Source organism: Mucilaginibacter sp. (genome assembly GCF_036383575.1).
Lineage (GTDB): Bacteria > Bacteroidota > Bacteroidia > Sphingobacteriales > Sphingobacteriaceae > Mucilaginibacter.
In genome coordinates this window covers 1-7,473 of sequence record NZ_DASVOB010000693.1, presented here as the reverse complement: position 1 = coordinate 7,473, position 7,473 = coordinate 1, and the positions used below count along the sequence as shown (strand labels likewise).

At 42.6% G+C, this 7,473-nt stretch carries 4 protein-coding genes; all 4 read left to right on the top strand.

The features are described 5' to 3' along the window. The coding region (locus VF500_RS24520; RefSeq protein ID WP_330862192.1) for an ABC transporter permease at nucleotides 1–294 on the top strand (294 nt) is incomplete at its 5' end. Between the two features lie 82 nt (nucleotides 295–376). Then, complete coding sequence (locus VF500_RS24515; protein ID WP_330862191.1) at nucleotides 377–2,743, top strand: ABC transporter permease; 2,367 nt, start codon at nucleotides 377–379, stop codon at nucleotides 2,741–2,743. 102 nt (nucleotides 2,744–2,845) lie between these two features. After that, nucleotides 2,846–5,242: an ABC transporter permease gene (locus VF500_RS24510; RefSeq protein WP_330862190.1), complete on the top strand. Its 2,397-nt coding sequence runs from the start codon at nucleotides 2,846–2,848 to the stop codon at nucleotides 5,240–5,242. A 115-nt stretch (nucleotides 5,243–5,357) separates the two neighbouring features. Next, the coding region (locus tag VF500_RS24505; protein ID WP_330862189.1) for an ABC transporter permease at nucleotides 5,358–7,473 on the top strand (2,116 nt) is incomplete at its 3' end.

The following is a 7,473-nucleotide window of genomic DNA, read 5'->3' as shown; positions in this document are numbered from 1 at the left end:
AAAACCAAAGAGATCGGGGTACGCAAGGTATTGGGTGCCAATATTAGCAGTATCTTATGGTTGTTTGGTAAAGAGTTTAGTATACTGTTGCTTATTGCGTTTGTAATAGCTGCTCCGCTGGCCTGGTGGGCAATGCATAATTACCTAAAAGACTTTCAATACCGGATCAGTATCGGCCCTCAAATATTTATCGTGTCGATAGTTTCCACCTTTATAATAGCATGGATAACGGTAGGTTACCGGGCTACAATGGCTGCGTTAACTAACCCGGTTAAAAGTTTAAGGAGCGAGTGATTAGAGGTTAGAGATTGGAGGTTAGCCTGTAATCCGGAGACAGAAAAACACCAATGAACAAGTGAACTAATGAACCAAGAAGATGCTTAGAAATTATTTAAAAATAGCCTGGCGAAACATCATCACTAACAAGGCTTATACGGCTATCAATGTTTTAGGGCTTGCGGCTGGTATGGCCGTTGCCTTGGTGATAGCGCTGTGGGTAGCTAATGAATATTCGTACGATAAGTTTTTGCCTGACGCCGATAGGGTGTACCAGGTGCGCCGTAACTTTAACAGCAATGGTGAGACACTTACATTTAGTTCAACATCTTTAAAATTAGCTGATGTGTTGCATACCCTGCCCGAGATTGAATATGTGGCACCTACAGATTGGGGTGGCACTCATGGCCTAATGGTAGGTGATAAAAAACTATCTATCGATGGTGTGCAAGCAGGGAGCGATTTTTTGAAGATGTTTGAATACAGACTGTTACAGGGAAGCCGTTCATCTGCTTTGAGCGATCCTTATTCAATTGTATTAACAAGGGCTACCGCTATTGCTTTGTTTGGTACCGAAAATGTTATTAATAAAGTGGTGAAGGTTGATAATGCCTATAACTTAAAAGTTACCGGTGTAATGCAGGATGTGCCGTTAAATTCATCACTTCAGTTTAAATACATTATACCCTTCAGCCTTATGGAGCAACAGCCTTATATGAAGGACGCGCATGGCAGTTTCGGTGATAATTCCTTTGAACTTTTTGCCAGGTTAAAACCGGGTGTAACTTATGCGCAGCTTGCCCCAAAGCTTAAAATTATTGAAAAAGGTGAGAAAAACATAAACGCAGAAAATTCGGAAGTGATCATGCAGCCCATGGCCGACTGGCATTTGTATTCCGATTATAAGAACGGTGTCGCCAGTGCTGGTTTTATCGATTATGTACGCATCTTTAGTATTGTTGGTATACTTGTATTGCTGATAGCCTGTGTTAATTTTATTAATCTTACAACGGCGCGCTCCGAAAAACGCGCGCGCGAAGTAGGGATTCGTAAGGCCATTGGTTCACAACGCAAGCACCTCATTTTTCAATTCCTGATCGAATCGGCACTGATCACTTTTATCTCTTTTATTTGTTCGATACTTTTTGTACAGATAGCTCTTGGGCCATTCAACGCACTTACGGGTACTACGATTGCTTTACCTTTTAACAATATGGCTTTTTGGCTGGTGGCCATGGGTTGTGTATTGCTTACTGCTTTAGTGGCCGGAAGCAGGCCCGCGTTTTACCTGTCGTCATTTAACCCGGTTAAAGTTTTAAAAGGCACAATACAGGTTGGCCGCTCGGCATCGTACTCAAGAAAGATATTAGTGGTGATGCAGTTTAGTTGCTCTATTGTTCTCATTATTAGCACGGTAGTTATTTACAGGCAAATTCAATATGCCAAAAACCGCCCCAGCGGGTATAATATCAACAGACTGATGGCTACCAACGCTAACGAAGATCTTGGCAAACACTTCTCAGCATTTAAAAATGAGTTGTTGCAAAGCGGCGTAGTGGAGAGTATCTCATCGGCATCAAGCGCAGTTACTGATGTAAACATGCACAATAACCTTGACCAATGGCCCGGTAAATTAGCCGGCGAAACAGTTGAAATGGGTGTTATAGCCGTTGCTGATGACTATTTTAAAACCACCGACATGAAAATGATTGCCGGGCGCGATTTTGAAAATGTAATTTCAGACTCATTAAATATTGTTTTTAATGAAGCTGCTATCAAGCGGTTGCGTATTAAAGGCGACCCTATTAGCCAGGTAATTACCTATGGCGGCAAGCCGCGTAAGATTATTGGTGTAGTAAAAAACGCGCTCATGCTATCGCCATTTGCCCAGGCAGACCCAACCATGTTTTTATATAATAATGATCCGCATCAAAACATGATCTATCGCCTGTCGCCTAAAGTAAATCCGCATGATGCCATTGACAAAATAGGGCAGGTTTTTTCAAAATACAGTTCGGCTTACCCGTATACTTATCGCTTTGTCGATGATGATTATAACCGCAAGTTTGGCCAGGAGGTATTGGTAGGTAAACTGGCGGGCATATTTGCAGGTTTAGCCATTTTTATCTCGTGCCTCGGGTTGTTTGGCCTGGCTGCCTATATCGCAGAACAGCGTACCAAAGAAATAGGCGTACGTAAGGTATTGGGTGCAACTGTTGGCCAGCTATGGTTTCTACTGTCGAAGGATTTTGTGTTGCTGGTGCTTGTTAGCTGTGTGATAGCGTCGCCGCTGGCATTTTACTTTTTGCAGGGCTGGCTACAAAAATATGATTACAGGGTAACAGTTGGTCCGGATGTGTTTATCATATCTGCAATAGCGGCTATTGCGATCACGCTGGCAACAATTAGTTTCCAGGCTATTAAGGCCGCAATTGCAAATCCGGTTAAAAGTTTACGTTCTGAATAATTGATTGGTCATTGAATCATTTGCTTCGCGTCATTAAGTCATTGATAAAGTAGCAAAGCAAAAATGATTTAATGCCCAAATGACTTAATGAAATAGAGAGATATGATAAGAAATTACTTTAAAACCGCCTGGCGGAATATCTGGAAAAGCAAGGTTTTTTCGGCTATTAACATTTTCGGATTGGCTGTGGGTATGGCGGCCTGTATCGTGATCTTACTGTTTGTTTACTACGAAAAAAGCTTTGACAATCTGCATACCAAGAACATCTATCGCTTAAACGAGGTACAAAAGTTTGAGGGTATGGGAGCTTCGCAAAAAGTGGCCTTATCTATGTTCCCGATGGGACCAAGCCTTAAGGCCGACTTTCCGGAAATTAAAAACTTCACGCGGATACGCTGGCAGCAAAAGTTTCCGCTCAATGTCGGGCTTAAACGGGTGTACATGCCGCAGGTGTTTTTTGTCGATTCAGTTTTTTTGAAAATGTTTGATTTTAAGCTGCTAAGGGGCGACAGGGAAACAGCCCTGTTAAAACCACGCAGTGTTTTATTAACTGAGGATGCCGCTAAACGCATGTTTGGGAATGATGATCCGATTGGTAAAACCGTTACCAATTACGGGCAGGATACCATAACCTATTCCGTTACCGGGATATTGGCTAATGTGCCCAAAAACTCACAATTGCAGTTTGATTGCCTGTTTTCGTTTAGCAGTATTTATAAACCATGGATGTTCACCAACTGGGGAGGTAACTGGTTAAACACTTATCTTGAACTGGTTCCCGGCACTAATGTGGCAGCGCTTGAAAAGAAATTTCCGGCCTATCTTGAAAAATACCGGGGGAAGGGTGGCTCTAAGAGCTATGAACTGTTCTTGTTATCCCTGAAAGATGTCCACGCTAACTCGGCCGATATTGGGCTGGATTATATTAACTACCAAAAATTTGATAAGCACATTACCAACCTGTTTACGATAATCGGCATCATTGTTTTGGTGATTGCCTGTATTAATTTTATTAATCTCTCAACCGCACGGTCGTCGGAGCGGGCGAAGGAAGTTGGCGTACGTAAATCCATCGGTGCTGGTCGTTTTCAATTGGCTATGCAGTTTTTGGGTGAAACAGTGTTGCTATCTCTGATAGCTTTGACTTTTGCCTGTGTTTTGGTAAGCGTTGCTATACCTTTTGTCAATAGCCTAAGTCAGCGGGATATCAGTTTGCCGCTGCATGATAACAAGATGCTGATAGGTTTGATCTTGATAAGCACGGTGCTTGTTGGTATCATATCCGGGATATATCCTGCGCTCTTCCTGTCGTCATTTCAACCAGTTAAGGTGTTGAAGGGGGCTTTCACTTCGGCAGGAGGTAACAAGATACCATTGCGTAATATTTTGGTTGTGGGGCAATTTACCAGCGCAGTAATTTTGATGATCGCTACGGTTTTGGTTATCAAACAGCTTAAGTTTATGCAGCAAAAGGACCCCGGTTTTAACCGTGATCAGATTGTTAATGTTCCTTTAGGCCTTATCCCGCAAAATAAATATGATCTGTTTAAGCAGGAATTGCTTTCTAATACATTGGTACAGGGTGTTACCGCATCGCAGGATATTTTAGGAAGCCACCTTGATCAAACCGGCATCTCATTTAAACTTGGCGATTCACCGTTGCGTCAGCTTACTTCAACTTTGCTGGTGGTTGATAATAACTACCTCGATCTTTATAAGATCAAGCTGCTGATGGGCAAAAACTTCTCTACCGATACCTCGGCAGTCTGGAAACAGTATATCATCAATGAGGCGCTGGCTAAAGAACTGCTGAAAGACCATAAGGGTAAAAACATAGAATCACTGTTAGGCCAAAGGTTTGGTTTTGATTCTTTGGGGGTGATCACCGGCATTGCAAAAGATTTCAATTTTAACTCCCTGCATTACAAGATAGAGACGCTGTTTTTGGTAAATGGCAAAGGGTTTAACCAAATGTCGGTTAAGATCAACGGTGGCAGGGCCAAGGAGGCTGTAGCGTTTATTCAATCAACCTGGATGAAACAGTTTCCTGGTGTACCTTTTGAATACCAGTTTCTTGACGATCATTTTACCGAGGTTTACAGCGTTGATAACCAGGTAAGCACGGTAGTGAGTATTTTAGCCGGACTGATCATCATTATATCCTGTTTAGGTTTATTCGGCCTCGCGTCTTATTCGGCCGAAAAGCGTGTCAAGGAAATAGGTGTACGCAAGGTACTTGGTGCATCGGTACAGAATATAGTGATGCTGCTTTCAGGCCATTTTGTAAAACTGGTATTAATTGCCAATGTCATAGCGTGGCCAATCGCATTTTATGCCATGAGCAAATGGTTGCAGGATTTTGCCTATCGCATTGATATCAGCTGGTGGGTGTTCGGCATAGCCGGGTTCACCTCGCTAATGATTGCATTTGCAACGGTAAGTTTCCAGGCTATTAAAGCGGCTGTGGCTAACCCGGTTAAAAGCCTTAGATCTGAATAATTGCGTTCATTGGTTCACTTGTTCATTGGTTCATTAGTGTGAACGCGGAAAGACACCTTTAACAAACATGCAAGTACCAATAAACTAATGAACCATTGAACTAATAAACTAACAAATGATTAGAAACTATATAAAAACAGCATGGCGTAACCTGGTTGTAAATAAGGTTACTTCGCTAATAAGTATTGCAGGTTTGGCGGTTGGGATAGGCTGCTTTATTTTGCTGGCCACCTATTTGTTAAATGAGTTGCGTTACGATAGGTTTCATGTTAAAGCCGACCGGATAGTCCGTGTGGTCTATAATTATAAATCGTCGGATGATGCTGAAGCTAAATCAGTATCGGTAACGCCGACCGCGCCGGTACCAGTATTTAAACAGCAATTACAGGATATTGAAGATGGTGTTCGTATTTACTGGAACAATAATCCAGTTCAGTACCAGGATAAGCTGTTTAATGAGAAACGCTTTTTATTAGCCGATGAACCCTTTTTCAAGATCTTCAGCTTTAAATTTTTGAGGGGGAACGCTGCTACAGCACTTAAAGATCCATCGGCAGTGGTGATCACGGCCTCTACAGCTAAAAAATACTTTGGTAATGATGATGCGCTGGGTAAAGTTTTGAAGGTTAATAACAAGCAAAACATGATGGTTACCGGTGTAGTGGAAGATGTGCCGGAATACTCGCAGATCAAGTTTGACATCATTGGCTCCTATGCAGGTTCCGAACATTCTAAAACACGCAGATGGGATTCGGCTAATGACTATTCATACCTGCTGTTAAAGCCGGGTGTTAATGCCTCTTCTGTTCAGCAAAAAATGAATACTTATGTGGCAGAGATGTTTAAAGATGATTTTAGACAGGGACATAAAATGTGGTTCACACTCGAGCCGCTGGCCGATGTCCACCTGAGATCTGCTGCTACGTATCCGCTCACGTCCTCTGGTAATATCAAGTACATTTACATTTTGGGCGCGGTTGCGATTATTTTGTTATTGCTGGCCTGCGTTAATTTCCTGAACCTGGTAACAGCCAAAGCCATAGAACGCGGCCACGAAATAGGGGTAAGGAAAGTAATGGGCGCTGCGCGTACCCAGCTTTTTACTCAATTTATCATCGAGTCGGCTATGATCACGCTGGTGTCTTTACTCGGCGGCTTGTTTTTGGCTGATGTAAGTTTCAAATGGTTCAGCGATTTTTCGGGGCAGCAGTTAAGTTTTCAAACTTGGAATGTTTCATGGCTGGCCATGGCTATGGTAACCTTATTTATAGCGGTTACTTTTTTAGCCGGAACCTATCCGTCTTTATACCTGTCATCGTTTAATCCCATCGTCACCCTAAAAGGAGAGCTGACAAATACTTCGGGCGGTAAAGCATTACGCCGGTCGCTGGTAATATTTCAGTTTGTGGTATCTGTGTTCTTCATGATTTGTACGGTTATAGCCGGCAGTCAGCTCCAATACATCCAGCATCTGAATATCGGTATCAACAGGGCGCAGGTTATGGTACTTGATCTCGGTGGTAAATCATTAAAGGATATCAAATCATTTAATAACGAGGTGACACAATTGCCTGGCGTGCTAAACGCAACTGCTTCGTATGATTCGCCGGTGGATGTTCATGGAGGGTATAGTATTAACCAGGCCGATGGTAAAAACAGCGACTACAATCTTTCGGTAACTGCCCTGCCTGTTGAACGGAACTTTTTAAAAACGCTCGGTATTAAACTGGTACAAGGCATTGATTTTACCGTTGCCGATGAACAACGCTCAACCCTGGCGGATGAAAATCAACGCAGCTACGGCTTTATTATTAACGAAAAGGCGGCTAACGCATTGGGCTGGAAAGCCAATGAAGCTATAGGTAAACATATTGGCCTAAACGGTCGTAAAGGCGAAATAAGAGGTGTTGTCCAAAATTTCAACTTTGCTTCCCTGCACCAGGAAATTGCTCCTATAGTGATGTTTACCGAAGACTATTTTGGTAAGATCCTCATCAAAACTTCCGGAAATAATATCGCCCAAACCATATTGGCAGTAAAGGCAAAATGGAGCGCCTTTAACCCGGCCACCCCCTTTGAATACCATTTCCTTGACCAGGAATTTGACGATATGTATAAATCAGAGCAACGCACCGGCTCAATACTCACAGCGTTTACACTGGTTACGATATTTATATCCTGCCTTGGTTTGTTTGGACTTGCCGTATTCTCAACCAAACAAAGGATAAAGG

Coding starts and splice junctions, on each gene's coding strand:
- VF500_RS24515 (WP_330862191.1), top strand. CDS start 377: ATGCTTAGAAATTATTTAAAAATAGCCTGGCGAAACATCATCACTAAC.
- VF500_RS24510 (WP_330862190.1), top strand. CDS start 2,846: ATGATAAGAAATTACTTTAAAACCGCCTGGCGGAATATCTGGAAAAGC.